This is a genomic window from Pseudoduganella sp. LjRoot289, from assembly GCF_964252925.1.
Lineage (GTDB): Bacteria > Pseudomonadota > Gammaproteobacteria > Burkholderiales > Burkholderiaceae_D > Rugamonas.
In genome coordinates this window covers 4,344,999-4,371,188 of record NZ_CAXUPN020000001.1, presented here as the reverse complement: position 1 = coordinate 4,371,188, position 26,190 = coordinate 4,344,999, and the positions used below count along the sequence as shown (strand labels likewise).

Here is a 26,190-nt window from a genome sequence, read left to right as displayed (position 1 = left end):
GACGACCGATGACTTGGGGCCGGCACGACCAGCGTCATGGCGAGACAAAAAGGACAACGCGGCAACGCGCCGGATCCTCCGCCGACGTGAAGAAGAAAATTCTTACACCATGGAGGAGATAACCATGCAGCACCGCACCCGCACGTCCCCGCAGCGGCTGGCCCGCACCTCGATCGCCCTTGCCGTCTTGACGCTGGCCGGCCAGGCCGCCGCGCAGCAGGCCGAACCGGCCATACAGAAAGTCGAAGTCACCGGTTCCACCATCAAGCGCGTCGCCAGCGAAATGGCCTTGCCGGTGACCACGGTCAAGGCTGACGAATTCGCCAACGCCGCGCTGACCACGGTGGCCGACGTCGTCACCGCCATGCCGGTGGCATCGACCAACGTGCCGTCGGCCGCCGGCGCCGGCACCAATATGAATATGCGCGGCATCGGCATCAACCGCACGCTGGTGCTGCTCAACGGCCGCCGCATGGTCAACGAGCCGCTCAGCAATGGTTTCGTCAACGTCGACATGATACCGATGAGTGCCCTGAGCCGGGTCGAAGTGCTGCGCGACGGCGCCTCTTCGACCTACGGCACCGACGCGATCGGCGGCGTGGTCAACTTCATCACCAAGCGCACCTATAAGGGCCTGAACGTGACTGCGCAGGGCGTGGTTCCGGAGGCTTCCGGCGGCGGCCGCGAGCACCGCCTGAGCATCCTGGGCGGCATCGGCGATCTCGAAACGGACGGCTGGAACATCTACGCCACCGTGGACACCCACAAACGCAGCGCGCTGGCAGCGAACGACCGGCCGGAGCTGACCAGCCCCGAACGGCTGGCCGCCCTGGGCATCGCGCCGCGCGCCACCACCGGCAGCTACGCGCAGCCGGCCAATGTGTTCTCGCCCAGCACCGGCATCACCGGCAATCCGTACTACGCCACCGGCTGCACGCCGCCGTATTCCACGCCGGCCCTGCGCAACACCTGCATCCAGAACGCCAACTACTACGTGCTGGCGTTGCCGGGCAATTCGCAAACCACTTTCTTCACCAAGGGCAGCCTGAAGCTGTCCGAGGAACATCTGCTGACCGCCGAACTGCTGTACGCGAAAGAGCACATCACCACGCAGCGCCCGTCCACCAGCACGGTCGGCTTCAACGGCGCGGTGGCGCAGATCACGCCGGCCAGCCGCTACTACCCGGGCGGCAGCGGCGGCGTACCCGCTATCGCGGGCCTGAACGGCTCGACGCTGAATGTCTCCTGGAGCGTGGCCGAACTGGGGCCTGCCATCGCGCGCGACCAGCAGCAAGCCACGCGCCTGGTGGTGGCCGACGAGGGCCGCCTGGGAAAATGGGACTACCGCCTGGGCTTCATCTACGGCGCCGGCGAGCGCGATTCCTGGTTCCGCCAGGGCTATCTGAACGGCCTGAAGCTGCAGGCCGGCGTGCGCAACGGCATCCTCAATCCCTTCGGCACGCAGGACGCCGCCGGCCTGGCCTACCTGAAAGAGATTTCCGCCGACGGCGGCCAGATCCGCCACACCACCAATCTGTACAGCGGTGTCGACCTGACCGTCACGCGCGAATTGATGCAATTGAGCGGCGGCGCGCTCACGCTGGCCACCGGCGCCGAGTTCCACCACGACGGCAACAAGGACCGCGCGCTGCCCGGCGTGATCGACGTGCCTTACCAGAACCGCCTGCCCAGCTACGCCTCCGGCAGCCGCAACATCAGCGCGCTGTTCGTCGAGACCGAACTGCCCGTGACGTCTGAGCTGAGCTTTAACGTGGCCGCGCGCGCCGACAGTTATTCCGATTTCGGCAACACCGTCAATCCGAAAGCGAGCTTCCGCTACCAGCCGGCCAAAAACCTGATGTTGCGCGGCTCGGCCAGCACCGGCTTCCGCGCGCCGACCCTGTTCGACCGCTACGGCTACCGGCTGCCCGGCGCCACCGCGCTGACCACCAGCCGCTGGGACGACCCGCTGCTGTGCCCCGGAACCGTGGGCCTGGCCGGCAGCGGCAAGGCGGTGGCAGGCGCCAATCCCCTCATTGTCTGCAACGCGCAGCTGCCGGTGCAGCAGGGCAGCAACCCGGACGTGCTGCCGGAAAAGTCGCGCAGCCTGACGCTGGGCGTGGTGATCGAACCGATGCGCAACATGATGCTGTCGCTGGACTACTACGACATCCGCTTCCGCAACAGCATCGGCCAGTTGCCGCAGAACGCCATTTTCACCAACACCGCCAAGTACGCCGACCTGTTCGTGCGTAACGCCGACGGCTCGCTGGCGTATGTGAAGAACACGGTGATGAACCTGGGCGACCTGCGCACCAACGGCGTCGACGTGGGCTTCAGCTATGGCTTTCCAAGGCAGCCGGCCGGCGACTTCAAGATAGGCCTGGACGGCACCTATGTGAACCAGTTCGAGAACCAGAACGAGAAGGGCGGCGCGTGGATTTCCAACCTGGGCCGCTTCGGTTCGGTCGGCTCGGGCAACGTCAGCGCCAGCCCGACCTACACCTTCCGCTGGAAGCACACGCTGCGCATGTCCTGGGCCAGGGGCGACTGGTTCTCGCAGCTGACGCAGAACTACAACACCGGCTACCACGATTTGAACAACGTGCTGCCGCAGTACTTCCGCGACATCAAGCCTTACTCGGTGTGGAACCTGACCGGGTCCTACAAGGGTTTCAAACACATCACCCTGACGGCGGGCGTGAGCAATCTGTTCGACACCGAACCCCCCGTCACCAACTCGAACGCGACCGCGTATGCCAACAATATCGCCAGCCCGATCGGGCGTGCCTTCAACGCGCGCATGAGTTACGAGTTCTGACGCGCCACGTTCCGAGCGACCAGTTTTAAGGCCGGCCCCGGCCATTTGGCGGGCGCGTCGCCAGCAGCGCAGTAGCGCGGCGCGCCCCCTTTTTTTGAATCCATCCGAGACAGCATATGAAAATCGAACGAGTACAAGGAACCGTGTTCCACTACCTGACCAGCCGCAGCGTCGACAGCGCGGGACATTCGCATCCCGGCCCTGAGAAGCGCGCCACCATGGCCATGGTCATCATCACCGCCGACGACGACAGCAAGGGCTACGCCTTCGGCCCGCCCGAAGTGGTGCGCCCCCATGTGCTGGAGGCGTTTGCGCGCAAGGTGCTGATCGGGCAGGACCCGTTCGACCGCGAACGCCTGTGGCAGGACCTGGTGCACTGGCAGCGCGGCAGCGCCGGCCAGCTCACCGACCGCGCGCTGGCCGTCATCGAGCAGGCGCTGTGGGACCTGGCGGGGCGCGCGCTGGACACGCCGGTCTACAAGCTGCTCGGCGCCTACCGCGACAAGGTGCCGGCCTACGGCAGCACCATGTGCGGCGACGAGCTGAAAGGCGGCCTGTCCACGCCGGACGAATACGCGGCCTTCGCCGTCAAGCTGGTCGAACGCGGCTACAAGGCCATCAAGCTGCACACCTGGATGCCGCCGGTGTCGTTCGCGCCCAGCGTGGCGATGGACATCAAGGCTTGCGCGGCGGTACGCGAGGCGGTCGGCCCGGACGTGGCGTTGATGCTGGACGGGTATCATTGGTACAGCCGCAGCGATGCGCTCACCATAGGCCGCGCGCTGGAACGGCTCAACTTCGCATGGTTCGAGGAGATGATGAACGAGCAAAGCATCGCGTCCTACGCCTGGCTGGCGAACCAGCTCGACATCCCCATCGTCGGGCCGGAATCGATCTCGGGCAAGCACCACAGCCGCGCCGACTGGGTGCAGGCGGGCGCCTGCGACATCCTGCGCGCAGGCGTTCCTGGCGTGGGCGGCATCACGCCGACCATGAAGGTGGCGGCGCTGGCGGACGCCTTCGGCATGAACTGCGAGGTGCATGGCAACGGCGCGGCCAACCTGGCCGTCACCGCCGCGATCAAGAATTGCGAATGGTACGAACGCGGCTTGCTGCATCCCTTCCTCGATTACGACGTGCCGCCGGCCTACCTGCGCAGCCTGCCGGACACGATGGACGCCGACGGCTACGTCCACCTGTCGCAGCAGCCGGGCCTGGGCGAGGACATCGACTTCGATTACATCGCGGCGAGCACCGTGGAATCCTACTAAGGTCCGGCCATGACACGTGCAAGCAAACCTGCAGGCGGCGGTGGCGATGGCAAGAAAGGTGCGTCCGCGGCTGGAACGATGACCGAAGCGCGGAGTGCCTCGCGCGCCATGCTGACCCGGGCGCTGCCTCGCGTGCCGGCTTCTGTGCTGTCCCTGGTGCTGGCCGCTGCGCTGGCGCTACCGGGCGCGCCGGCGCTGGCAGCCACACCCCGCGACCAGCTGGTGATCGGCATGAATATGAACAACCTGCTGTCGATCGATCCGGCCGGTGCCACCGGCAACGACGTGCTGGGCGTGGTGGCCAATTTGTACGACTACCTGGTCGAACTCGATCCGCACGACCTGAGCGTGGTGCATCCCGGGCTGGCGGAGCAGTGGGAAATCGCGCCCGACAACGGCAGCCTGACCTTGACGCTGCGCGAAGGCGTGCGCTTCCAGTCGGGCCGCGCGCTGACGGCGGCCGACGCGGCCTGGTCGCTGCAGCGCGTGCTCAAGCTGAACCTGGCCATGGCCTCGCCATGGAAGAGCTATGGCTTCAGCGCCGGCAACGCCGAGCGCCTGATCCAGGCGGTCGACGCGCGCACGCTGCGCATCACGCTGCCGGAGCCGACCGACCCGAAGATGGTGCTGTACACGCTGGGCACCTCGGTCAGCGCGGCCATCCTCGACCGCGACGCGGTGCTGGCGCACCAGAAGAACGGCGACCTGGGCGCGGCCTGGCTGCTGACGCACGCCGCCGGTTCGGGACCCTACGCGCTGACCGAGTGGCGCGCCAAGGACGCCATGCTGCTGGACCGTTACGACAGCTATTGGCGCGGCCCGGCCAAGCTGCGCCGGGTGGTGATGCGCCACGTGCCGGAATCGCTGTCGCTGCGCTTCATGATCTCGCGCGGCGACGTCGACCTGGCGGCCGGCATGGCCGGTCCGGACATCGAAGCGCTGCGGCATGACGCCAGCGCGGTGGTGCAGCCCGTGCTGCGCGGCACCTCCTACTATGTGGCCCTCAGCATGAAGGACCCCAAGTTTGCCGACAAGCGCGTGCGCCTGGCGCTGCGAAATCTGATCGACTACGACGGCATCAACAAAGCCATCATGCCGCACTACGGCGTGGCGCATCAGCGTCCCGTGATGATAGGGCTGGCGGCCACTCTGCCCGATCCCGGCTACAAGCTCGATGTCGCGGCCGCGAAACAGCTGCTGGCCGCCGCCGGCTATCCGAACGGTTTCCGCACCACCATCAAGGTGCTGTCCGACCCGCCCATGATCAACATCGCGACTGCCTTGCAGGGAACGCTGGCGCAGGCCGGCATCCAGGCCAGCATCCAGTCGGGCACCGGCAACCAGGTGTACGGCGCCATGCGCGACCGCAAGTTCGAAATCGTGGTGGGGCGGGGCGGCGGCGGGGTGGAACCGCATCCGCATGCCAACCTGCGCGCGCTGGTCTACAACCCGGACAATCGCGACGCCGCCAAGCTGACCAACTTCCAGGGCTGGCGCACGTCGTTCCACAGCCCCGCGATCAACCGGCTGATCGAGCAGGCGGTGCGCGAACGCGACCCGCAAACGCAGACGGCGATGTACCGCGAGGTGCAGCAGCTGTACGACAGCGAAGTGGGCGCGATCCAGCCCATTTCGCAGATGCTGGAAACGGTGGTGCTGAGCAAACGGGTGCACGGCTACGTCGGACATCCGTCCGCCACTACCCACCTGCGTGACGTCTACAAAGATTAGGCGCACTGACATGACAACTACGGAGACACTCATGAAAGCTTTTTGGGCACGCGCGGGCGCCATGCGCTCGCGCCTGCTGAGTACCCTGGTCACGCTGCTAGGCCTGCTGGTGCTGACCTTTTTTGTCGGCCGCGTGATGCCGATCGATCCGGTGCTGTCCATTGTCGGCCCCGACGCGGACGCCTCGACCTACCGCGAGGCGGCAGCGCGCCTGGGGCTGGACCAGCCGCTGTGGGTGCAGTTCGGGCGCTACCTGGGCGAACTGGCGCAGGGCAACCTGGGCACCTCGCTGTTGACCGGGAACGCCGTCAGCGCCGACATCGCGCGGGTATTTCCCGCCACCGTGGAACTGGCGACGCTGGCCATCTTGCTGGGCGTGCTGGCCGGTGTGCCGCTGGGCGTGTGGGCGGCCAGCCGGCGCGGCCGTCTGGTCGACCATGTGGTGCGCGTCATCAGCCTGGCGGGCCATTCGACGCCGGTATTCTGGTTTGCCATGATGGGCCTGCTGGTGTTCTACGCATGGCTGGGCTGGGCCGGCGGCTCGGGGCGCATCGCGCTCGCCTACGACGGCGTCATCCCCTCCGTCACCGGACTGCTGCTGATCGACACGCTGCTGTCCGGGCACTGGGACGCGTTCTGCAACAGCGTCAAGCACATCCTGCTGCCGGCCTGCATCCTCGGCCTGCACTCGATGGCCTACATCAGCCGCATGACGCGCAGCTTCATGCTGGCGCAGCTGTCGCAGGAATACATCCTGACGGCGCGCGTGAAAGGGTTGTCGGAAGCAGCAGTAATCTGGCGCCACGCCTTCCGCAACATCCTGGTGCAGCTGCTCACCATCGTCGCGCTGGCCTACGGCGGCTTGCTGGAGGGGGCGGTGCTGATCGAGACCGTGTTCGCCTGGCCCGGCTTCGGCCAGTACCTGACCAACAGCCTGCTGCTGGGCGACATGAACTCGGTGATGGGATGCGTGCTGCTGGTCGGCGTCATCTTCGTCACGCTCAACCTCGTCTCGGACGCCCTGTACCAAGTTTTCGACCCACGGATGCACTGATGCTGACTCCTATCAAGCCTGCCCCTACCGGCCAAGGCGGCGCTGCGGCGCCGTCCATGCCGGACGCCCCCGAGACGTCGCCGCCGCATCTGCAGCCTGCGCCACACCAGGCGCCGCCGCCGTCGCCGCCGCCGCGTTCATCGCAAGGCGTCTCGCAGATTCCGTCGACCCCGGTGCCCCCGCATGCGGGAGGCGCCGCTACCGCCGGCACTGCTATGCGCGAATCGCTGCGCCGCGCGCTGCAGCACCTGCTGCTCAATCCCATGACGCTTGCCGGCCTGATCGTGATCGTGCTGCTGATCGCGGCGGCCTGCTGCGCGCCATGGATCGCCACGCACGACCCGCTGCGCCAGGACCTGGCCGCGACCTTGCAAGCGCCGGGCGCCGCGCACTGGTTCGGCACCGATGAATACGGCCGCGACACTTTCAGCCGGCTGATATACGGCGCCCGCACTACGCTGTACATCGTCGGCCTGGTCACCATCGTGGTCGGCCCGGTCGGGCTGGCGGTGGGCGCCGCGTCCGGCTACTTCGGCGGCTGGGTCGATGCGCTGTTCATGCGCATTACCGACATCTTCATCTCCTTCCCCAGCCTGGTGCTGGCGCTGGCCTTCGTGGCTGCGCTCGGGCCGGGCCTGGAGCACGCGGTGATCGCCATCGCGCTCACCGCCTGGCCGCCGATAGCCCGCTTGGCGCGCGCTGAAACGCGTACGCTGCGCAAGGCCGACTTCGTGGCTGCTGTGCAGCTGCAGGGCGCCTCGCCGCTGCGCATCCTGGTGCGGCACATCGCGCCGCTGTGCTTGTCCTCGGTACTGGTGCGGCTGACCATGAACATGGCCGGCATCATCCTCACCGCCGCCGGACTTGGCTTCCTGGGCCTTGGCGCGCAGCCGCCGTCGGCCGAGTGGGGCGCGATGATCTCGGCCGGACGCCGCTACATGATGGAATGCTGGTGGCTCGTGGCCATGCCGGGCGCCGCCATCATGGTGGTCAGCCTCGCATTCAACCTGCTGGGCGACGGTCTGCGCGACGTGTTCGATCCGCGCAGCTGACAAGGAATGAAGATGACAACGATTTTGACAACAACGGAAACCAAGCTGGAAGTGGAAGACCTGAGCGTGCGCTTCGCCACCCGCGACGGGCTGGTGGATGCGGTGCGCGGGGTGTCGTTCAAGCTGGGGCGAGAGAAGCTGGCCATCGTCGGCGAGTCCGGCTCGGGCAAATCGACGGTGGGCCGCACGCTGCTCAAGCTGCACCCGGCCAGCGCCCGCATCGACGCGCGCGTGCTGCGCTTCGGCGAGACCGACCTGCTGCGTGCCGGCGAGAAGGAGATGCGCGCCATACGCGGCCAGCGCATGTCGATGATCATGCAGGATCCGAAGTATTCGCTGAACCCTGTGATGAAAGTGGGCGACCAGATCGCCGAGGCGGTACTGGCCCACGAAAGCGGACGGCGGCTGCCGCGCGCGCACGTGCGCGAGCGCGTCATCGCCATGCTGGAGCAGGTGCGCATCCGCGAGCCGCAGCGCGTCTACGAGCGCTACCCGCACGAGATCTCGGGCGGCATGGGACAGCGCATCATGATCGCGATGATGCTGATACCGGATCCGGAAGTGGTGATCGCCGACGAGCCGACGTCCGCACTGGACGTATCGGTGCGCTCGCAGGTGCTGTCGGTGCTGGACGACCTGGTGGGGCAGCGCGATCTGGGCCTGATCTTCATCAGCCACGATTTGAACCTGGTGCGCAGCTTCTGCGACCGCGTGCTGGTGATGTACGCAGGCCGTGTGGTCGAATCGATCGCGGCGGCGGACCTCGACAAGGCGCAGCATCCCTACACCCGTGGCCTGCTGGCCGCGCTGCCCAGCATAGACGTGCGGCGCCCGGTGCTGCCGGTCTTGCAGCGCGACCCGCTCTGGCTTACACAATAGGAGATCGACCCATGATCACGGTAAACGAACTGGCGCTCTCCTTTGGCAGTGGCAGCCAGCGCAGCAAGGTGTTGAATGAAGTGAGCTTCTCGGTCGCGGAAGGGGAAGTATTCGGGCTGGTGGGGGAATCGGGCTCCGGCAAGAGCACGGTGCTGCGCTGCCTGGCCGGCTTGTACTCGCATTGGGAAGGCGGGATGACAATAAGCGGGCAAGCGCTGGGCCGCAAGATAGACCGCGCGCGCTGCCGCATGATGCAGATGGTGTTCCAGGACCCCTACGGCTCGCTGCATCCGCGCCACACCGTGGACACGGCGCTGTCCGAGCCGCTGAAGATCCACAAGATGGACAACATCGACGACCGCGTGCGGCAGATGCTGCTGAAAGTGGGGCTGAACGAATCGTTCCGCTACCGCTATCCGCATCAGATGTCGGGCGGGCAGCGGCAGCGCGTGGCGATAGCGCGCGCATTGATACTGGAGCCGCGCATCCTGCTGCTGGACGAGCCGACATCGGCGCTGGACGTGTCGGTGCAGGCCGAGATCCTGAACCTGCTGGCCGAACTGCGCGCGCGCGACGGCCTGACCTACATCCTGGTGACGCACGATTTGGGCGTGGTGGTGCACCTGTGCGACCGGGTGGCGGTGATGCAGCAGGGCCGCATCGTCGACACGCTGGACAGCGCGCTGCTGAGCAGCGGCGGCGCCACCCATCCCTACACGCGCACGCTGGTTGAGGCGACGCGTAGCTACAGCCGGGAGATGGCGGTGGCGTGAAAGAACTACGATGTTGTGCTTCTTGCGTTCTGTCAACATCGGGTGGATCTTCTTTGCCGCATGCCTAATTTCCCATGGGATACTACATCGAGCCCTGCAACGGCTGACTGTTGCAGGGCGGGTACTGCCCCGAGGTAAACCCAAGCTGATTAGGTTTGAGATAAAATGCCTACTGTGTTGATGGTTTTCGGCTTACGCGTGTTAATTTATTCCAATGATCACCGGCCTGCCCACGTTCACGTTCAGGGAAAAGGATGTGAAGCGGCGTTCAATTTGCACTGTCCGGCAGGGCCTCCCGAGTTGCGGGAAAACTATGGGTTCTCGCAGAAAGAGTTGGGAAAGATTGTTGCCGCGCTCGCAGATGAATTAACGCGGCTGTGCGCAAAGTGGAGGGGCTTACATGGAAATTACTGATGCCGAGTTTGATGCGGCTAACCGCCGAGGGGCGGCAAAGCGGGCTGCTTTTCCAGTTGCGTCGGCGGTACGCTATGACCGGCGCATTGGGCGCGTTGTGATTTCCCTGGCTTCGGGATTGCAAATCGCGTTCATCCCGCGCGACGTGCAAGGCTTGGAGGGCGCTCGTCCCGCAGACTTGATCGATGCTGAAATCAGCCCTTCTGGATTAGGGATACGCTTCCCCAAGCTGGATGCGGATCTCTACATTCCAGCGCTGCTGGAAGGCTTTCTCGGATCGAAAAGCTGGATGGCTTCGCAGATGGGAAAAGTGGGCGGCAGGGCATCCACTGACGCGAAAACGGCCGCCGCGCGCAAGAATGGAAAACTTGGTGGCCGCCCCAAAAAGGTTACGGAGCCGGCCAGTTCGTAGGGTGGGTTAGCTGCGCAGCAGCGTAACCCACCATGTTCAAGCCGCCTTCGGCTTGAAGTTGCGCAGGAAGTCCAGCAGCGCTAGCGCGGCGATGTCGGCGTCGTCGGCCGTCATCGTCTCCAGCGGGTTGTGGCTGATGCCGCCGTTGCCGCAGCGCGTAAACAGCATCGCCACGTCGGTCACGGCCGCCAGCGCCATCGCGTCGTGCCCGGCGCCGGACAGCAGGTCGAAACGGGGCAGGCCGGTGCGCTCGACCGCCGCGCCCAGCTGGTCCATCAGCCACGGTGCGCAAGGCGCGGCCGCAGCCTCCACCACCTTCTCCAGCTTGAACTCGATGAAGCGCCGCTCGCAGATCGCGGCGATGCCGTCGAGGACGTCCTTCACCGCCGCCTGGCGCACCGCGTCGTCCGCCGCGCGGATGTCGAGCGACAGCTTGCACGCGCCCGGTATCACATTGACCGAACCGTTCGGCACCTGCAGCTGGCCAACGGTGCCGACCAGCGCGTCGGCGGTGCCGCAGCGCTGCTCCACCAGCAGCACGATTTCGGCTGCCGCTGCCGCTGCGTCTTTGCGCATGGTCATCGGCGTGGTGCCGGCGTGGCTGGCCAGGCCGCGCAGTTCGACCAGGTAGCGCGAGCTGCCCGCGATCGCGGTGACCACGCCCAGCGGCAGGCCTTTGCCGACCAATACCGGGCCCTGCTCGATGTGCACTTCCACGAAGCCCAGCAGCTGGGCCGGATCGCGCGCGATGGCGGGAATGTTGGCCACGTTGTGGCCGGCGCCGGTCAGCGCGCTGCGCATGCTCACGCCGTCCGCGTCCAGCTGTTCCAGCAGGCCCAGGTCGAAGCGGCCGGTGATGGCGTTGCTGCCCAGGAAAGTGGAGCGGAAGCGCACGCCTTCCTCTTCGGCGAAGCCGACGATCTCGAAGTCGAACGGCAGTTTTTCGCCGGTTGCGTGCAGGTGTTTGACGATGGCGGTCGGCAGCAGGATGCCGAGGCGGCCGTCGTACTTGCCGCCGTTGCGCACGGTGTCGTAGTGCGAACCGGTCATCAGCGTTTTCGCGTTGGCGGCGCCGGACAGGTAGCGGCCCACCACGTTGCCGACATCGTCGATATGCACTTCCATGCCGGCTTCCCGCATCCAGGCCGCCAGCTGGGCGGCGGACTTCAGGTGCGCGTCAGTCATGTAGGCGCAGGTCAGGCCTTCGGCGTCGTCGCTCCATTGCGCCAATTCCTCGGACCATTGCATGATGGCGGGGCCGAAGTCCATCTTCACGCCCAGCAGGTCGTTGATGCGCATTTCGGCGATGCGGTGGATCTGGCGCAGGCATTCCTGCTGCTCGTCGCTTTTCTGGTTGCGGAAGCGGCGCGTGAACGTGGCGATGATCTGCTGGCGCGTCAGGCCGTTGCCGGTCGGGCCTTTCACGGCCAGGATGAAGGGGAAGCCGAACTTGGCGTTGTAGTCGGCGTTGAGCGTCTGCAGCGTGGCGAATTCCTCCGCGCTGCACAGGTTCAGGCCGGACCTGGTCTGCTCGTTGGTCGATTCGGCCGTCAGTTCGCCGGCGATGGCGGCCTTGCCCGCCAGCTCAGGGTGGGCGCGGATCAGGCCCAGTTGTTCTTCGTTGGTGGCGTTCGTGACCTTCGCCTGCAAGGCCTGCTTCAGCGCCGTCACGCTGCTGAAGGGACGCAGCGCGGCGGCGCGTTGCGGTATCCATGGCGAGTGCTCGTAAATGCCGTGCAGGCGCTCGGCGAAAGTGGGGACGTCGCAGCTGTTCAGTTCGGAGAGTGTAGTCATCGTTATTTCCATCCTTGGAGCTTCGATGATATAGCCGCCGGTATAGGCGGTCTATACGCGGCCGCCTATGATCCTTATCACTTCAGCAGTGCTTTGGCGGCCTCGCTGACCTGGTCGCGCAGCCATTTGTGCTCGGGCGCGGAGTGCACCCGCTCGTGCCACAGCTGGTAGAAACGCATCGGCGGGAACTTGATCGGCACCGTGTAGGTCTTCAACGGCAGCGTTTTCTCGTGGAAGCGGATGAACTGGCGGCCGGTGGTCAGCACCAGGTCGGTCTGCGTCAGCATATAGGGGATCAGGCCGAAATAGGCCGACTCCACCATCACGTTGCGGCGCTGGTGCTGGCGTTCCAGGAAGGCGTCGATCACGCCGTGGTAGCCGGGCAGCAGCTGCGACGGCGCCACGTGGGGCAGGGACAGGTAGTCCTCCACCGTCATGGCGTCGCTGGCGGTGCGTTTGGCGTACGGCGCGCCGGCGTGCATGGCGCAGACGATGGGGTCCTCGAACAGCTTGGACATGTGCAGGTGCTCGGGCGGCTCGTCCCAGTTGGCGATCACCAGGTCCAGGTCGCCGTCCGACAGCAGGCGCACATAGTCCACTCCCGGCCCCAGGCCATGGATGACGATGCGGCTCAGCGGCGAGCCTCGCCGCAGCAGCGCCACCACGTTGGGCAGGAACTGCGTGTCCAGGTAGTCCGGCGCGGCGATGTGGAAGACGCGCGCTTCCTCCTGCGGCACGAAGGGCGTCTTCTTGACGAACAGGTTCTCGGTTTCGTCGAGGATGCGCTTGGCCGGCTTGAGCAGGCTTTCGCCGTGCTGGGTCGGCACCATGCCGCGCGCGCCGCGCACCAGCAGCGGGTCGCCGGTCAGTTCGCGCAGCTTGCGCAGGGAGGCGGAGATCGAGGGCTGCGGCTGATTGAGCTTGAGCGCCACGCGCGAGACATTCTTCTCCACCAGCAGCAGGTAGAGGATGCGGATCAGGTGCAGATCGAGATTTTTGGGCAGGCTGGACATAGGCAGGCTTTATATCAGATCGGATATGAGAAATATACGATATATTTCATGGCACCGGGACGAAAACCGTTTATCTTCGGTAAGTTGCCGCCACTTCATTCTTGAGGAATACATGGAAGTTTTCGCCTATCTGATCCCGTACGGCCTTGAATGGCTCAACCTGATCGTGCGCTGGCTGCACGTCATCACCGGCATCGCCTGGATAGGCGCCTCGTTCTACTTCGTCTGGCTGGACAATTCGATCCGTCCGCCCGCCGCCGGCTCGGAGCTCGCGAAGAAGGGCGTGTCGGGCGAACTGTGGGCGGTGCACGGCGGCGGATTCTACAACCCGCAAAAATACCTGGTGGCGCCGGCTGAACTGCCCAAGGAACTGCACTGGTTCAAATGGGAAGCTTACACCACCTGGCTGTCCGGCTTCGCCTTGCTGACCATCGCCTACTATTTCAACGCGCAAGCGATGATGGTCGACAAATCCGTCGCGGACCTGAGCAGCCTGCAGGCCATCGGCGTCGGCATCGGCTCGCTGGTGGCCGGCTGGACCGTGTACGACCTGCTGTGCCGCTCACCGCTGGGCAAGCACGACCTGGCCTTCGGCGTGGTGGTGTTCGCGCTGCTGGTGGTCTCGGCCTATGTGCTGACCCACTTCCTCAGTGGCCGCGCGGCCTATATCCACGTCGGCGCGATGATAGGCACCATCATGGTGGCCAATGTGCTGATGCTGATCATCCCCGGCCAGCGCAAGATGGTGTCGGCCATGGCGGCCGGCGGCCTGCCGGACCCGGTGCACGGCCAGCGCGCCAAGCAGCGCAGCGTGCATAACAACTACTTTACCTTGCCGGTGCTGTTCATCATGATCAGCAACCACTACGCGATGACCTACCGCCACGACCGCGCCTGGCTGGTGCTGGCCTTCATTATGGCGGCGGGCGTGTTCATCCGCCACTTCTTCAACCTGCGGCACAAGGGCTGCACCGAGTGGCGCTATCCCGCCATCGGGGTGGCGCTGCTGGTCGCTGTGGCGGTGGCGATCGCACCGGCGCGCCCGGTGGCCGCGCCCGCAATGCCGGATACGGCCGCGCAGTTCGGCAAGGTGCAAGCCATTGTGGCGCAGCGCTGCGTGTCCTGCCACGCGGCCGCGCCGACGCAGCCCGGCTTTGCCGCCGCGCCGGCCGGCATCATTCTGGAGAACGCAGCGCAGATCCGCCAGAACGCGGAAAAGATCTACAAACAGGCGGTGCAGCTGAAAGCCATGCCGCTCGCGAACCTGACCAATATGACCGACGCCGAACGCGCCCAGCTGGGCGCATGGTTCGAGTCCGGCGCAAAATAAAAGGACCAATATGAGCAAGCAAGAACAACTGGTAGCCTGGATCGACGCCCACTTCGACGAGCAAGTCGCTTTCCTGCAGCAGGTGCTGCGCGTGCCGACCGACACCCCGCCCGGCAACAACGCGCCGCACGCGGACATGATCGCCGATGCGGTGCAGGCCTACGGCTGGCAGGCCGAGAAGCACGCCGTGCCCGAGCAGGTAGTGCGCGACTACGGCATGGAGACCATCACCAACCTGATCGTGCGCCGGCCGTATTCCGGCAGCGGCCCGACGGTGGCGCTGAACGCGCACGGCGACGTGGTGCCGCCGGGCGAGGGCTGGACCTATCCGCCCTACGGCGGCGTGGTCGACAAGGGCTATATCTACGGCCGCGCCGCAGCGGTGTCGAAGTGCGACTTCGCCACCTACATCTTCGCGGCGCGCGCGCTGGAAGCGCTGGGCGTGCCGCTGAAGGGCAAGCTGGAACTGCACTTCACCTACGACGAGGAATTCGGCGGCCTGCTGGGGCCGGGCTGGCTGCTCGAGCAGAAGCTGACCAGGCCGGACTTCGTCATCGCGGCGGGCTTCAGCTACAACATCGTCACCGCGCACAACGCCTGCCTGCAGTTCGAGATCACCGTGCACGGCAAGTCCGGCCACGGCGCCATGCCGGAAACCGGCCACGACGCGCTGCAGGCGGCCACCAAAATCCTGAACGCGCTGTACGGGCAGGTGGCGGAGCTGAGGAAAGTCAAATCGAAGGTGCCCGGCATCGACAGCCCGACCATGCTGGTGGGCCGCATCGACGGCGGCACCAACACCAACGTGGTGCCCGGCAAGGTGGTGATGAAGATGGACCGCCGCATGATCCCGGAGGAGGATACGGTGGCGGTGGAAGCGCAGGTGCGCGCGCTGATAGAAGACGCCGTGCGCGGCGAGCCCGGCATCCGCATCGAGATCAAGCGCCTGCTGCTGTCGCACGCCCTGCGTCCGCAGCCGGGTTCCGAGCAGCTGGTGGCGAATCTGCAGAAGAACGCCAAGGCCATCCTGGGCGAGGACATACCCGCCGTGGGCACGCCGCTGTACGCCGACGCGCGCCTGTACGGCGAGCAGGGCATTCCGGCCGTGCTGTACGGCGCCGGTCCGCGCACCGTGCCCGAATCGAACGCCAAGAAGGCCGACGAGCGCCTTGCGCTGGACGATTTGCGCAAAGCGACTAAAATCGTCGCTTTAACGCTGGCCGACTTCCTGGCCTGAACAAGGAGCTGCGATGTTTGAAAAGAAGATGATGGCGGGCTGGGGCGACATGGACTTCAACAGCCATATGCGCAACACGGCCTTCCTGGACAAGGCGGGCGATGTGCGCATGCTGTTCCTGTCGGAGCACGGCTTCGGCATGAGCGAGTTCAAACGCCAGAACATCGGTCCGGTGGTGATGAAGGACGACATCGCCTACTTCAAGGAAGTGATGCTGCTGGAAGCGATCACCGTGACGCTGGGCCTGGCCGGCATGTCGGAGGACGGCAGCCGCTGGCTGCTGCGCAGCGATGTCTATCGCGGCGACGGCAAACTGGCGGCGCGCATCACCAGCGCAGGCGGCTGGCTGGACCTGGTGGCGCGCAAATTGATCGTGCCGCCGCCGGCCTTGCTGGCGACCTGGCAGCTGCTCGAGAAGACCGACGATTTCACGGAGCTGCCAAGCAGCGTTGCGCGCTGACCAGGCCAGGAACTCGGACTGCGGCGCGTTTGGCGTGTGCCGGCGCCGCCTGCAGCGCCTCGACGCGCACCGCCTTGTTTCATCGTTCCCAGCTTGGCTTGCCGGTGATGAGTGTATTCAGCGGATAAGCGCGCTGCTCGATCGGCTGGCTCAATACGATGCGGCTGGCAAACTTCGCGATGCCGATATCGTCGTCCAGCAGCCGCTCCATGAGCGCCTGAAAATAGGCCATGCTGGGCGCGACGATTTTCAGCAGGTAGTCGCAACCGCCGGTGACGTTGTAGCATTCGACGATTTCGTGGTACTTGCCAGCCCCCGCTTCGAATTTGCGGAAGTCGTGCAAGCGATGGCTGCCGATGGTCACCTCGGAAAACACGATGACGTGGCTGCCCAGCTTCTCCAGCACGACATCCGCGCCGTAGCCCCGGATAACGCCGATGTCCTGCAGCCGTTTGGTACGGAGCAGGCATGGGCTCTCGCTGAGGCCAACGGCCTTGGCCAGGGCGACATTCGAACAGCGTCCCTCGCGCTGAAGGTGCGCAAGAATCTTGATGTCGAAGGGATCGAGGGACGCTGCGGATTTCATAGGCTGATACTATCATTAACTATCACTAAAGCCGGGGGCCGCTTACCCCGGCCTTGCCGATTGCGCTCCGCTGAGCGCTTCGTCGAGCGCATGGATCACCATGCCCGCCTGTTCCTCCGACAGCACCAGCGGCGGCCGGATCTTGAGCACGTTGTGTCCCATCGCGCAGGCGCTGAGCAGGACGCCCTGGTCGCGCATGCGATTGACTACCTGGGTGGTGAGCCAGCGGTCGGGTGTACGCGACGCGCGGTCCGAGACCAGTTCCACGCCGACGAACAGGCCCGCGCCACGGACATCGCCTATGGCCTCGTGCCGCACGGCCAGCGCTGCGATGCCTTCGCGCAGGGTATTGCCGACCTTGGCGGCATGCCGGACCAGGCCTTCCTGTTCGATTGTCTTCCACACCGCCAGCGCGGCCGCGCATGACACGGTATTGCCGGCGAAGGTGTTGAAGTACCTCGAGTTTTTGCCGAACTCCGCCAGCGCGTCGGCGGTGGCCAGCAGTCCCGCGATCGGTTGTCCATTGCCCATCGGCTTGCCCAGGGTGACGATGTCGGGGATGACGCCGTGACGCTGGAAGCCCCACATATGCTCGCCCGTCCGGCCGAAACCGGGCTGGACCTCGTCGGCGATGAACAGGCCGCCGGCGCGCTTGATCGCATCGGCCGCGCCTTTCAAAAAACCCGCCGGCCCAGGGAGGATGCCGTCGCTGGTGAACAAGGAATCGACTATCAGTGCCGCCGGCTTGATGCCGTGGCGCTGAAGGTCGGCGATCGCCACCTCGACATCGCGCGTGAAGCGTTCGGAGAGGTCGGTACCCTCGGCATGATAGAGGCGCGGTGCCGGAACCAGGCGCACGTGCGCGCCGAGATCGACACCCGCACCGAGCGATGGCGAGAATTGCGACACGGCGTCTGTGAAACCGTGATAGGCGGTTTCGGTCACGATCACGCCCGTGCCCCCGGTGCGGACCTTGGCGATGCGATAAGCGAGGTCGTTTGCCTCGCTGCCCGTGCAGGTCAGCATGAGATGGGCAAGTTCGGTTTCAGGCACGCTCGCGAGCAGGCCTTCGGCCAGTTCGAGTATCGTGTCGTGCAGATAGCGCGTGTTGGTCGCCAGGGTGCGCACTTGCGTCGATATCGCCTCGGTGACCGCCGGGTGGCAATGCCCGAGCGAAGTGACGTTGTTGTAGACGTCGAGGTAGCGGCGGCCGGCCGGATCGATCAGCCACACGCCTTCGCCGCGCACGATATGCAGGGGATGCTCGTACATCAGCCGATATGCCGGGCCGAGCAGGGCATCGCGCCGCGCGATCATGGCTTCGGTGGCTGCTCCCACGTTGGCGCGGCCGGGGATATAGGCATTGACCATATTGAGGTCAGTGGTGCTTTTCATGGGCTTTTCCTTTTTGCACGTTATTTTGTACTTCGGTTAGCAAGCGGTCGCGCGCCGTTGCGCGGGAGAGATCGGCCATCTGGGACAGCGCTTCCCACGCGGCGGGATTGTGGCGCATGATGTAGGCGCGGTTCTCGGGGTAGCGCGCGGCGCGCCATTCCGAAATGAGCGCCGTGATGAGGTGGCGTGTGGCCATGAGGTCGGCAACGATTTCCTGCTCGATGCCGGTCAGCGGCAGCGTCGCGTGGTAGGCGCCGACGAACTGCGCCGGCCCTTCGAAGGGATCGGCGCTGCCTGTCATGTGGAAGGCCGCCGCCGTGGCGACCTCGCCGACCAGCGGCGCATGCAGCATGTCGCCGAAGTCGATAATCCCCGATATGCGTGCATGGTCGTCGGGTTCGACCAGCACGTTGTAGAGATGGTAGTCGTTGTGGATCACCTGCGCCCTCACCGAGGCCAGACGCGGCAGGACGTGGTCGGTGAAGCGCGTCATGAACGCCTCGGCCAGCGCGCGGCGCGGTGCATCGAGGATGCCATCGAGCTTGGCTGCCAGGCGGTGCGCCGCCGAAACGTTCCAGAGCAGATTGTGCGCGGCGGCAGGATGCGTGAAGCCGCGCAAGGCGAGGTTCAATTCGGCCAAGCCGGTCCCCATTGCGTGCCGCTGCCTGGCGCTACGAACAGTCTCCCGGATCTGGATGCCGTCGAGATAGCTCAGCATCCGCACCGTGGTTTGCAGCCCGCCGGGCAGGGCCAGCGTGTCGCGCGTACGTCCGGCCAGCGTCCTGACGACGCGGGGCACGGGCTGGCCGGGCGACACGCGGGCGATATGGTCGAGCGCGGCGATCTGGAAATCGACCACGGCAACCGGCTCGGATGGATTGCTGATCTTGACCACGTAGCGCGTGCCGTCCGCGGTCTCTATGCAGCAATTCTGATCGCGCTCGCTCGCCAGTGATTTGACGCTGCCGTCGATACCGTAGAGACGGCTGACCAGGGCCGCCACTTCGGCCAGGGGCAGGCTGGGCGCCGCCGTGCTCAAGGCCGCTGCCGCGACGGGACGATGCTCCGGCATCACGCGCCTCGCTTCGTCGTCGCGGCCTGGGGCAGGCATTCCAGGCCAAGCAGACCGGGAAGCTGGCGGACGTCGGTCAAGCGGTTCACGCCATAGCCGTCGAGCGCGGGCTCGTGGCCGCGGTCGATGAAAGCCTTGGCCATGAAGCCCAGATCGGACGCTGTCATGAGGTCGTAACGGAAGCTCGACGAGCAGTGCATCATCTGCTCGGGCCCGCAGCCGAGTTGATCGAACATGTATTCGAATATCCGGGCCCGCGGCTTGTAGGCGCGAGCTTCCTCGGCGGTGTACACGGCGTGGAAGGGGGCCTTGAGGTGGGCCACGCTGTGCGGAATCAGATCGACCATGGAGTTCGACAGGATCACCAGCGGGATGTGCGGAGCGATGGCCTGCAGCGCCTCGACCACGTTCGGATGGGGCTGCCATGCCGGGATGGCGTCGTACAACGCGAGCGCGTCCGATGAGCGATATTCGATGCCGTGCGCCTTGCACGCCCGTTGTATGGAATTTTCAACGACGTCAAAGAACGGTTTCCATTCGCCCAATACCTCATCGAGGCGGTAGGCCCGGAAACTGTCCAGAAAAGCCGGCATCCGGCTTGCCGGGACACGGTCTTCGAAAAGATGCTTTGCAATCGGACCCATTTCAAAGTTGATGAGCGTCCCGTAACAATCGAAGCTGATAAATTTAGGTTGGTAGATCACTGCCAGTCTCCTGTTGGTGGATGAGTACCAACAAGTTTATGCGCCTGTGTGCTACGAAAATGCCTTATTGTCCCGGGGCTCGAGCAGTTTCCTTTTGAATCCGGGGCGTGCCTGGAATATTCTGCGGCACCCCTTGCTCTCCTATTTCTTCAGCGACCGTTCAAACAGCTGGTAGATGCGGCGGTACTGGTCGTACCAGCTTTCCGGCTGCAGGTAGGCGTGCCGTTCCAGCGGGTAGCTGGCCAGTTCCCAGTTGTCCTTTTTCAGCTCTACCAGGCGCTGCGCCATGCGCACCGAGTCCTGGTAGAAGACGTTGTCGTCCACCATGCCGCGCGCGATCAGCAAATGGCCCTGCAGCTTGTCGGCGTATTCGATCGGCGATGACTTCCTGTACGCTTCCGGGTCCAGCTCCGGCGTGTTCAGGATGTTGGCGGTGTGTTGTGCAAATGGCCCGCGCCGTGCACGAACATCACCACCAGATACTTCCTGCCCTTGTTTTCGGCGCGATGAGAAAGCCGGCCGCTCCAGCCAGCACGGCTCCTCCCCGTCAACCAGCCATTATTCGCTGGCCTCGACCAGCCTGCCGTTCAATGGCTGTACGGGACGCGCATTCATCTTGTAGAGTTTCCGGAAAGCCGCTATTTGCTTTTTCGACAGCTCGACCGGGGATTTCAACACCTGCCAGCGCACACCGTCGCTGCACGGCGGCGTCGTCAACGAACCCATGAATTTGAAATAAGCGCGGTCAACAGGCAACACATCGGCAGGGTTGAAACTGGTGAGCTGATTCGGCTTGCCTTCGGCCGGCAAGGCGTTAAATACCGGCGCCAGGGTCTTGTTCTCGCGGCCTTGCTTGAACAGGACGGCAACGACCGACAGCTTGCCGTCAGCGCTCTTGTGGACGAAGTGGGCCACCATCGGGTAGTTGACGCCGTTGATTTTTTCTTCACTCGGCGTGTGGAAGTGGAACTGCAGCAGGTTGGCCACCTCGTCGCCGGCCTTCAGTGCGTTGCCGGAGGGCAGATTCACTTGCACAGTGTGGCCGTTGTTGATCACCTCGGCGGTCCCGCCCACGTAATTGAAATCCAGCGCGGCCAAGGGCGCCTTCCTCGCATGGCGTTCTTCGATATTGATCGGCGACTGTTCCTTGCTCAGTTTGCAGGCGGAGTTCGCCTGGTCCAGCTCGGCCCAGTTCGCCGGGTCGGTTTTTCCCTGGTAACTCCAGTGTGGATGCGCGGCTTGTTCCCCGGCGAATGCGGCACCGATCGAGCAGGCCAACATCGCGCCCATGACTAGAATATTCGTTCGATTCATAACGTTTCCTATCTTTGAGTTGTAAAGAGTGACTGCCGTGAACTGCGTTGAAGCAGGCCGGTTACGGCCGTGCGTGCGTGAAAAATTGTCGCGCGGGGAGTGTGCGGGCCTAGAAAGTCTCCCACTCGGCAGCCGCATCGACGGCCGGCCCGGTCCGCTGGAGCTGCCGTGGTTTTGCCGCCAGCCGCAGGGCGGGGCCGGCATTTGCCGACACGGGTACCGTCGCAGCGGAAACACGCCGCGTACCGCTCGCTGCCGCCGCCCGCAACGGCGCCGCGCTCGTCGAGCCGCTGAACTTGAACACGCTGACCACGTGCGCCAAGTTGCCGGCCTGGTCCTGCAATGACTGGGCGGCGGCGGCGGCCTCCTCCACCAGCGCCGCGTTTTGCTGGGTGACTTGGTCCATTTGAGCGACAGCTTGATTGATTTGTTCGATGCCGGCAGTCTGCTCCTGGCTGGCGGCCGTGATCTCGCCCATGATGTCGGTCACGCTCTTGATGCTGTCAACGATGGCTTTCATGGTCGAGCCGGCCTGGTCAACGAGCTTGGCGCCAAGCTCCACCTTTTCCACGGAATTGCTGATCAGGGTCTTGATCTCTTTTGCGGCGGCGGCCGAACGTTGCGCCAGGTTGCGGACCTCGCTGGCAACGACCGCGAAGCCCCGGCCTTGCTCGCCGGCGCGGGCCGCCTCGACGGCGGCATTCAGCGCCAGGATATTGGTCTGGAAGGCGATGCCGTCAATCACACCGATGATGTCGACAATCTTGTTCGACGATAAGTTGATTTCCCCCATCGTTTCAACCACCTGCGACACCACCACGCCGCCCGTGACCGCGACTTCGGATGCCGATTTCGCCAATTGATTCGCCTGGCGCGCATTGTCCGCATTCTGTTTCACTGTCGCGGTCAACTCCTCCATCGACGAGGCGGTTTCTTCCAGCGAACTGGCCTGCTGTTCGGTGCGTGACGACAAGTCGAGATTGCCGCTGGCGATCTGGCTCGACGCGGTGGCGATCGTATCGGTCCCGGTGCGTACCTGGCCAACAATACTGTTCAGCTTGTCGTTCATGTCCTTCAATGCCTGCAAAAGTTGCCCGGCTTCGTCGGTCGAATTGACCTCGATCTGGCTCGACAGGTCGCCCGAAGCGACTGTCTGCGCGACTCGGACCGCCGCGCTGATCGGACGGGTGATCGAACGCGTGACCAGCACGGCGGTGAGGACGCCGAACAGGATCGCCACACCGCTCAGTGCCAGCATGAGCGTGCGCGCGTCTTTGTAGGTTTGCTCGACGATCTCTTCCTCTTTGGTGTTTTTCGTTTTTTGGATTTCAATGTATGCCTCCATGTCGTCCTGCCACTTGCTTGTCGCCGGTCCGGCTTCCTTCAGCAGAAACGCGACGGATGCCTGCTTGTCGGTCTTGGACAGTTCGCCGAATTTGTCGTTGAGCGCGCGCGCCGCGACCTGGTGCTCCCTGATGCTGGCGATGGCGGCCTTGCCGGCATCGTCCAGCGGCATCTTTTCCAGGGCCGCGTACGCCGCATTGTATTTTTCTCGGGCAGCATCGATTTTCTTGTGTTCCGCGTTGGCTGCGGCATCATCCGACAGCAGGGCGATGCTGCGGATCACGCGGGCCACGATGTGCACCGACTTCGACATGTCTTCCAGCAGACTAATCTTGTAGACGTTGACGTCGACAATATGATGCAACTGCTCGTTGGCACGGACCATGCCGCTGATGCCCAGCGTTACCTCGCCGGCGAGGAGCGCCAACACCAGTCCAAAGCCAAGCGCCAGGCGCGTGCCAATCTTCAAATTTGCAATTTGCATTTTCATCCCCTTGAATTTTCTTATAGTCAAACGCCATCAGCGGGGGCAGGCACTTCGCCACCGCATGCTGGAAACGGACCAGGCGCTTAAATGCAGCTTAGACCAATGGCTTTCAAAAAGATATCAACCGATCCTGAAATTTCCCTAGGGGAATCCCGATATGCGGAAGGAATATACATTTCCAATGGGCAATGTTGGCGGAAGCAGGCGTGAAAAATCGGTGGCCCGTACAGGCTGTATTTGCGAGGTCAGGCTGACGGCGGGCGGTCAAGATTGTGCTGGGCGGCGTGGGCCAACCGGGAGGGATTTTTTGAATGCCCTGATGGTGCATATGAAAAAAGCCGGGATGCTCCGGCTTCGGCTGGCTTGCGTCTATCTTTTCAGAGAACGCTCAAACAGCTGGTAGATGCGGCGGTACTGGTCGTACCAGCTTTCCGGCTGCAGGTAGGCGTGCCGCTCCAGCGGGTAGCTGGCCAGTTCCCAGTTGTCCTTTTTCAGCTCTATCAGGCGCTGCGCCATGCGCACCGAGTCCTGGTAGAAGACGTTATCGTCCACCATGCCGTGCGCGATCAGCAAATGGCCCCGCAGCTTGTCGGCGTATTCGATCGGCGATGACTTCCTGTACGCTTCCGGGTCCAGCTCCGGCGTGTTCAGGATGTTGGCGGTGTATTCGTGGTTGTAGGTGGTCCAGTCGGTGACGGGACGCAGCGCCGCGCCGGCCTTGAACATGTCCGGCGCGCGCAGCAGCGCCATGAAGGTCATGAAGCCGCCGTAGCTGCCGCCGTAGATGCCGACCTTGCCAGCATCGCCCTGGTGGTTGGCCACCATCCAGTTCACGCCGTCGATGTAGTCGTCGAGCTCAGGGTGGCCCATCTGGCGGTAGATTGCCGTGCGCCAGTCGCGGCCATAGCCCTTGGAGGCGCGGTAGTCCATGTCCAGCACGATGTAGCCCTGTTGTACCAGCAGGTTGTGGAACATCTGCTCGCGGAAGTAGACAGGGAAGCGCCTGGTGGCGTTTTGCAGGTAGCCGGCGCCGTGCACGAACATCACCACCGGGTATTTCCTGCCCGGCTCCAGATTGGCCGGGCGGTACAGTTTGGACCAGATCGGGCCGCCGCCATGGGCCGACGGCACGGCCACCAGTTCCGGCTGGATCCAGCTGCGCGCCTTGTAGTCCGGCGTGCGGGTGTCGGTCAGCCTGGCGGTGGCGCCGCCGGCGACTGCCACGGTGGCGATCTGCGCCGGCACATAGGCCGACGAGTAGTGCACCAGCAGCTTGCGCTCGTCCGGGGACACGCTGTACTGCTCGACGCCGCCGTCGAGCGCCGTCGCTTCGCGCACCGAGGCGTCCCTGGCGTTGACGGCGCACACCTCGTAGGCGCCCGGCGTCTTGCGGTTGCACAGCACGAAGGCGGTGGCGCCGTCGGCCGACCAGTGCACGCGCGTCGCTTCCCAGTTGCCCTGCGTGAGGGCGCGCTGCTTGCCGTCCGCGCCCAGCGTGTACAGGTGCGCGTAGCCGCTTTCCTCGGACAGGAACCACAGCGTGGCGTGGTCCGGCAGCCAGCCGAATTCGTTGTAGCTGCCGTTGACCCAGGCGCTGTCGCTGATGCGGTGCAGCGGTTTCAGGGCAGGGATGGCCGAGGCCAGGTCGATGGCGGCGATCCAGCGGTCCTTGTTGTCGACGGCGCGCAGCATCACGGCCACTTGGGCGCCGTTGCCGGTCCAGGCGATGCCGCCGCCGGATTCGTCGTCGTCCAGGCGCACGGCGCGGTTGCCTTTCAGCGCGGCCAGTTTCCGCTCCTCGCGCATGGCCGCCAGCGGATCGGTGGCGATGCCGGGCAGCGCATCGAGCGGAATGTCCTGCACGGTGCGCGTTTTCAGGTCGACCAGCTTGAGGGTCTGGCCTTTCGGCAGGTCGCGTCCGACGCGGGTGCGCTCGTCGTCCGTTTCCTCGTAGCCGGATTCGGTCACGTAGCGCGGCATCTTGCCGACGCGGCCCTTGTCGCCCTTGGGCGAGGTGGCCAGCACCAGGTAGCGGCCGTCCGGCGACAGCGCGCTGGCGTCGATGGTCACCTTGTCGCCCAGGTAGACCGGCAGCGGGGCGCGCGTGGCGTCGGCCAGGCGTTCGGCATCGGCGCGCTCGCGCAGCGTGTCCTTGTCGTCCTTCTGGCGCTTCAGGGTGGCGATCAGGCGCAGCTGCATGTCGCGCAGGGCGGTTTCCGACGCGCTCGCGTCCGGCGCGGCGGCCGGATCCTTCGCGGTGCGCGGCAGCGCCACCGGCGAGGCCAGGCGCTCGGCGCGGTTCCAGCTGTACCAGTCGTGGCCCACGCGGTAAAGCACGGCGCGGCCGTCGGCCGAGTAGCGCGCGTCCAGCGGTCCCGGCGTGGCGCCTTTGCTGATCTGGGTCAGGGCGCCGCTCTTCAGGTCACGCTCGAACAGGTCGCCGCTGCGCACCATCAGCGCGCGGGTGCGCTCGCGGTTGTATTGCACGCTGGCGCTGTCCAAGCTGGCCAGTTCGGCGTCGGCCACCTTGCGTGCAGGGATGCCGGCACCGGCGCCGGCCTGGAAGGTGTCGCGCAGCGGCGAGCCGGCGCGTTTCTGCTTGTAATATACCTGCTTGCCGTCCCAGCTCCACCAGGCGGTTTCCACCGGGGTACCGAGCCAGTCCGGGTTGGACATGGCCTGGTCCAGCGTGATCGGGGTTTGTGCCGCTGCCGGGATCGCCGGCGCCGCGCACAGCGCCGCGCAGAGCGCGGAATAAGCTAGTGTTCGCATCGTTTTGTGGGGGTAGGGACAAAGTCGAGCGGGCATTCTAGCGCATGCATTACGGGCCAAATGTATAAGCTTGTATCAGCTAAGGATCGGCCAAGTATCAGCTATATATCAGCCAAGTGTCAGCTGGCCGCCCCGGGCGGCTTGCCGCCGCCGCGCCAACGCGACAATTAACATTTCCCGTCCGTTGCATCATTCTAGGCGCATGCCACCGCACCTATTTGCGCGTCGACAACTGTTACACGGCAAGGGCGACGCTATCGCCATGCTAGCCGGGG

Annotated in this window: 21 protein-coding genes and 1 pseudogene; 12 read left to right on the top strand and 10 right to left on the bottom strand. The window is 64.8% G+C overall.

Annotation, left to right across the window (positions count from 1 at the left end; genetic code table 11):
- Positions 1–124 precede the first annotated feature (124 nt).
- From ACSQ8Y_RS18610 to ACSQ8Y_RS18570, 9 genes are all read left to right on the top strand, one after another.
- The gene (locus ACSQ8Y_RS18610) at positions 125–2,821 is read left to right on the top strand and encodes a TonB-dependent receptor domain-containing protein (protein WP_436267919.1); all 2,697 of its coding nucleotides are present in this window, start codon (positions 125–127) and stop codon (positions 2,819–2,821) included.
- A gap of 116 nt (positions 2,822–2,937) precedes the next feature.
- Entirely contained in the window at positions 2,938–4,092 is a 1,155-nt protein-coding gene (locus ACSQ8Y_RS18605) for a mandelate racemase family protein (RefSeq protein WP_436267918.1), read from the top strand.
- A gap of 78 nt (positions 4,093–4,170) precedes the next feature.
- A complete protein-coding gene (locus ACSQ8Y_RS18600; RefSeq protein WP_436267917.1) occupies positions 4,171–5,823 on the top strand; it encodes an ABC transporter substrate-binding protein in 1,653 nt (550 codons plus the stop codon).
- 31 nt (positions 5,824–5,854) lie between these two features.
- A complete protein-coding gene (locus ACSQ8Y_RS18595) occupies positions 5,855–6,877 on the top strand; it encodes an ABC transporter permease (protein ID WP_436267916.1) in 1,023 nt (340 codons plus the stop codon).
- Positions 6,877–7,929, top strand: a complete 1,053-nt coding sequence (locus ACSQ8Y_RS18590) for an ABC transporter permease (protein ID WP_436267915.1) — start codon at positions 6,877–6,879, stop codon at positions 7,927–7,929. The genes ACSQ8Y_RS18595 and ACSQ8Y_RS18590 overlap by 1 nt, the downstream gene beginning before the upstream one ends.
- Positions 7,930–7,935: 6 nt before the next feature.
- Positions 7,936–8,808 (top strand): ABC transporter ATP-binding protein, encoded by an 873-nt coding sequence (locus ACSQ8Y_RS18585; protein WP_436267914.1) that lies wholly within the window; start codon positions 7,936–7,938, stop codon positions 8,806–8,808.
- A gap of 11 nt (positions 8,809–8,819) precedes the next feature.
- The gene (locus ACSQ8Y_RS18580; RefSeq protein ID WP_436267913.1) at positions 8,820–9,581 is read left to right on the top strand and encodes an ABC transporter ATP-binding protein; all 762 of its coding nucleotides are present in this window, start codon (positions 8,820–8,822) and stop codon (positions 9,579–9,581) included.
- A gap of 165 nt (positions 9,582–9,746) precedes the next feature.
- The gene (locus ACSQ8Y_RS18575) at positions 9,747–9,995 is read left to right on the top strand and encodes a DUF4160 domain-containing protein (protein WP_436267912.1); all 249 of its coding nucleotides are present in this window, start codon (positions 9,747–9,749) and stop codon (positions 9,993–9,995) included.
- Complete coding sequence (locus tag ACSQ8Y_RS18570) at positions 9,982–10,407, top strand: DUF2442 domain-containing protein (protein ID WP_436267911.1); 426 nt, start codon at positions 9,982–9,984, stop codon at positions 10,405–10,407. The genes ACSQ8Y_RS18575 and ACSQ8Y_RS18570 overlap by 14 nt, the downstream gene beginning before the upstream one ends.
- A 36-nt stretch (positions 10,408–10,443) precedes the next feature.
- On the opposite strand, the gene ACSQ8Y_RS18565 is transcribed toward ACSQ8Y_RS18570, so the two are convergent.
- Together ACSQ8Y_RS18565 and ACSQ8Y_RS18560 are read right to left on the bottom strand one after the other, a co-directional pair.
- The gene (locus ACSQ8Y_RS18565; RefSeq protein ID WP_436267910.1) at positions 10,444–12,201 is read right to left on the bottom strand and encodes an allantoate amidohydrolase; all 1,758 of its coding nucleotides are present in this window, start codon (positions 12,199–12,201) and stop codon (positions 10,444–10,446) included.
- A 77-nt stretch (positions 12,202–12,278) separates the two neighbouring features.
- Entirely contained in the window at positions 12,279–13,214 is a 936-nt protein-coding gene (locus ACSQ8Y_RS18560) for a LysR substrate-binding domain-containing protein (protein ID WP_436267909.1), read from the bottom strand.
- Between the two features lie 112 nt (positions 13,215–13,326).
- Between ACSQ8Y_RS18560 and ACSQ8Y_RS18555 the strand changes: the two genes are divergently transcribed.
- Genes ACSQ8Y_RS18555 through ACSQ8Y_RS18545 form a run of 3 tightly spaced genes read left to right on the top strand, consistent with a single transcriptional unit; the run spans position 13,327 to position 16,241 of the window.
- Positions 13,327–14,544: a urate hydroxylase PuuD gene (locus ACSQ8Y_RS18555; RefSeq protein WP_436267908.1), complete on the top strand. Its 1,218-nt coding sequence runs from the start codon at positions 13,327–13,329 to the stop codon at positions 14,542–14,544.
- 10 nt (positions 14,545–14,554) lie between these two features.
- A complete protein-coding gene (locus ACSQ8Y_RS18550) occupies positions 14,555–15,781 on the top strand; it encodes a M20/M25/M40 family metallo-hydrolase (protein ID WP_436267907.1) in 1,227 nt (408 codons plus the stop codon).
- 13 nt (positions 15,782–15,794) lie between these two features.
- Positions 15,795–16,241 carry a thioesterase family protein gene (locus tag ACSQ8Y_RS18545; protein ID WP_436267906.1) on the top strand — a complete coding sequence of 149 codons (447 nt, stop codon included), beginning with the start codon at positions 15,795–15,797 and terminating at the stop codon, positions 16,239–16,241.
- Positions 16,242–16,320: 79 nt separating this feature from the next.
- Here ACSQ8Y_RS18545 and ACSQ8Y_RS18540 read toward each other — a convergent pair whose 3' ends face one another.
- The 8 genes and pseudogenes from ACSQ8Y_RS18540 to ACSQ8Y_RS18505 all read right to left on the bottom strand — a co-directional run bounded on the left by ACSQ8Y_RS18540 (position 16,321) and on the right by ACSQ8Y_RS18505 (position 25,915).
- Entirely contained in the window at positions 16,321–16,827 is a 507-nt protein-coding gene (locus ACSQ8Y_RS18540) for an Lrp/AsnC family transcriptional regulator (protein WP_436267905.1), read from the bottom strand.
- A 42-nt stretch (positions 16,828–16,869) separates the two neighbouring features.
- On the bottom strand, positions 16,870–18,222 hold the full coding sequence (locus ACSQ8Y_RS18535) for an aspartate aminotransferase family protein (protein ID WP_436267904.1): 1,353 nt from the start codon (positions 18,220–18,222) through the stop codon (positions 16,870–16,872).
- Complete coding sequence (locus ACSQ8Y_RS18530; protein ID WP_436267903.1) at positions 18,206–19,333, bottom strand: phosphotransferase; 1,128 nt, start codon at positions 19,331–19,333, stop codon at positions 18,206–18,208. The genes ACSQ8Y_RS18535 and ACSQ8Y_RS18530 overlap by 17 nt, the downstream gene beginning before the upstream one ends.
- The gene (locus tag ACSQ8Y_RS18525; protein WP_436267902.1) at positions 19,294–19,998 is read right to left on the bottom strand and encodes a haloacid dehalogenase type II; all 705 of its coding nucleotides are present in this window, start codon (positions 19,996–19,998) and stop codon (positions 19,294–19,296) included. The genes ACSQ8Y_RS18530 and ACSQ8Y_RS18525 overlap by 40 nt, the downstream gene beginning before the upstream one ends.
- A gap of 141 nt (positions 19,999–20,139) precedes the next feature.
- Positions 20,140–20,439 (bottom strand): annotated as a pseudogene (locus ACSQ8Y_RS18520) (alpha/beta hydrolase family protein); the annotation flags it as partial.
- A 117-nt stretch (positions 20,440–20,556) separates the two neighbouring features.
- The gene (locus ACSQ8Y_RS18515) at positions 20,557–21,312 is read right to left on the bottom strand and encodes a carbonic anhydrase (protein ID WP_436267901.1); all 756 of its coding nucleotides are present in this window, start codon (positions 21,310–21,312) and stop codon (positions 20,557–20,559) included.
- A 109-nt stretch (positions 21,313–21,421) separates the two neighbouring features.
- Positions 21,422–23,140, bottom strand: coding sequence for a methyl-accepting chemotaxis protein (locus tag ACSQ8Y_RS18510; protein WP_436267900.1), 1,719 nt, complete (start codon positions 23,138–23,140; stop codon positions 21,422–21,424).
- Positions 23,141–23,512: 372 nt separating this feature from the next.
- Positions 23,513–25,915 (bottom strand): prolyl oligopeptidase family serine peptidase, encoded by a 2,403-nt coding sequence (locus ACSQ8Y_RS18505; RefSeq protein WP_436267899.1) that lies wholly within the window; start codon positions 25,913–25,915, stop codon positions 23,513–23,515.
- Positions 25,916–26,190 lie beyond the last annotated feature (275 nt).